General features: G+C 61.5%; 2 protein-coding genes and 1 pseudogene. All 3 read right to left on the bottom strand.

Features of this window, described 5'->3' with window-relative positions; translation table 11 throughout:
- Nucleotides 1-86 precede the first annotated feature (86 nt).
- Entirely contained in the window at nt 87-410 is a 324-nt protein-coding gene (locus tag ACXJ7R_RS31015) for an integration host factor subunit alpha (protein WP_095081181.1), read from the bottom strand.
- A gap of 103 nt (nt 411-513) precedes the next feature.
- Complete coding sequence (locus tag ACXJ7R_RS31010) at nt 514-1,485, bottom strand: beta-ketoacyl-ACP synthase III (RefSeq protein ID WP_457155136.1); 972 nt, start codon at nt 1,483-1,485, stop codon at nt 514-516.
- A 9-nt stretch (nt 1,486-1,494) separates the two neighbouring features.
- Nucleotides 1,495-2,039 (bottom strand): annotated as a pseudogene (locus ACXJ7R_RS31005) (phosphate acyltransferase PlsX); the annotation flags it as partial.

Below are 2,039 nucleotides of genomic sequence, written 5' to 3'. Positions count from 1 at the left end.
CGGGCCTCATTTCAGCGGTTTGTGAAACAATATTCAAGCCCGGCGTCATGGCGCGGCGCCGTTTTCAACCGCTGAGCCGAGCGAGGCTACTTACTGCCCTTGGCCTTGCCGCTTTGATGGGACCGCAAGATGCGGCTCTTCAGTACGTTCGACGACTTGAAGGTCATCACCCGGCGCGGCAGGATCGGCACCTCTTCGCCAGTCTTGGGATTGCGGCCGATGCGCTCGTTCTTGGAACGGACGTGGAATGTCGCGAAGGACGACAGCTTCACCGTCTCGCCACGCACGATCGCTTCGCAGATCTCGTCCAGCACCGCTTCGACAAGTTCGGCCGATTCAGTGCGCGATAAGCCGACCTTCCGGTAAACAGCCTCGGCAAGGTCGGCGCGCGTAAGTGTCTTTCCCCCCATGCGACCGTCCCATCAGCTCAAAACATTAAATTCGGCACAACAACGGCAGAGCCTAAGTAATTGATCCGGCAAGGTCAAGGACCGAAACCGGACCGTTCGGCACTTACCAGCGAACCAGAACAGCACCCCAGGTGAAGCCGCCCCCCATGGCCTCCAGAAGCACGAGATCGCCCTTCTTGATGCGGCCGTCGGCGACGGCCACCGACAGCGCCAGCGGCACGGAAGCAGCCGACGTGTTACCGTGCAAATCGACCGTCACCACCACCTTTTGCTCGGCTATCCCGAGCTTCTTGGCGGAAGCGTCAATAATTCGTTTATTGGCCTGATGCGGCACGAACCAGTCGAGATCATCGGCCGAAATGCCGGCTTGCGAGAACGTCGCCTCGATGACGTCGGTGATCATCCCGACCGCATGCTTGAAGACTTCGCGACCCTCCATCCTGAGATGGCCGACCGTGCCCGTGGTCGATGGCCCGCCGTCGACAAAGAGCTTTTCCTTGTGGGTGCCGTCGGAACGCAGGCTGGCCGCCAGAACGCCACGATCGGCGATCCCGCCAGCCCCCTCGCCGGCCTCCAGGATCACGGCACCGGCGCCGTCACCGAACAGCACGCAGGTCGAGCGGTCGCTCCAGTCGAGGATGCGCGAGAACGTTTCCGAGCCGATCACCAGCACGCGCCTGGCCAGGCCGCCACGGATGTAGAGATCGGCCGTGGTCACCGCATAGACGAAGCCGGAGCAGACCGCCTGCATGTCGAAAGCAAAACCGTGATGCATGCCGAGCCGGTTCTGGATCTCGACGGCGGTGGCCGGAAAAGTGTTGTTGGGCGTCGAGGTCGCCAGCACGATCACGTCGATGTCGGCTGGCGTCAGCCCGGCATCGGCAAGTGCGGCACGCGCCGCCGCTTCACCCAGCGAAGCCGTTGTCTCGTCATCACCGGCGATATGGCGCTGGCGGATGCCGGTGCGCTGGGCGATCCATTCGTCGGAGGTTTCCACCATGCCTTCGAAATCGGCATTCTTCATAATTCGGCGGGGCAGCGCGGCGCCCGTGCCGCGCACGACTGATCTGATCAAAGTTCTTTCCTATTCCTTTGCGTCGATAACGACGTCGGATTTCCTAGATGTCTGAGTATGCGGATTGCGCGCATGAAACAGGTCCAGATCCGCCTCGATGCGGTCGAGCAGATTGTTGCGAACCATATCGTAGGCCAATTCGATCGCCGCGGCGAAACCATCCGAATCAGCTCCGCCGTGGCTCTTCACAACGATCCCGTTCAGCCCCAGGAAAACGCCACCATTCGAGCGCCCGACATCCATCTTTTCACGCAAGCGGTTGAAAGCGCCCTTGGCGAAGACGTAGCCGATCCTGGCCATCAGGGTGCGGCTCATCGCRGCGCGCAGATAGCCCGCTATCTGCCGCGCCGTTCCTTCGGCCGTCTTCAGGGCGATATTGCCGGCGAAGCCCTCCGTCACCACAACGTCGACCGTACCCTTGCCGATATCGTCGCCTTCAACAAAGCCATGATAATTCATCGAGGCCATGTTGGCCTCGCGCAGCATGCGCCCCGCTTCCTTGACCTCTTCCTGGCCCTTGATCTCCTCGACCCCGACATTGAGCAGGCCAACCG

Source organism: Mesorhizobium sp. P5_C1, from assembly GCF_054049815.1.
This window is presented reverse-complemented; position numbering and strand designations above follow the sequence as displayed.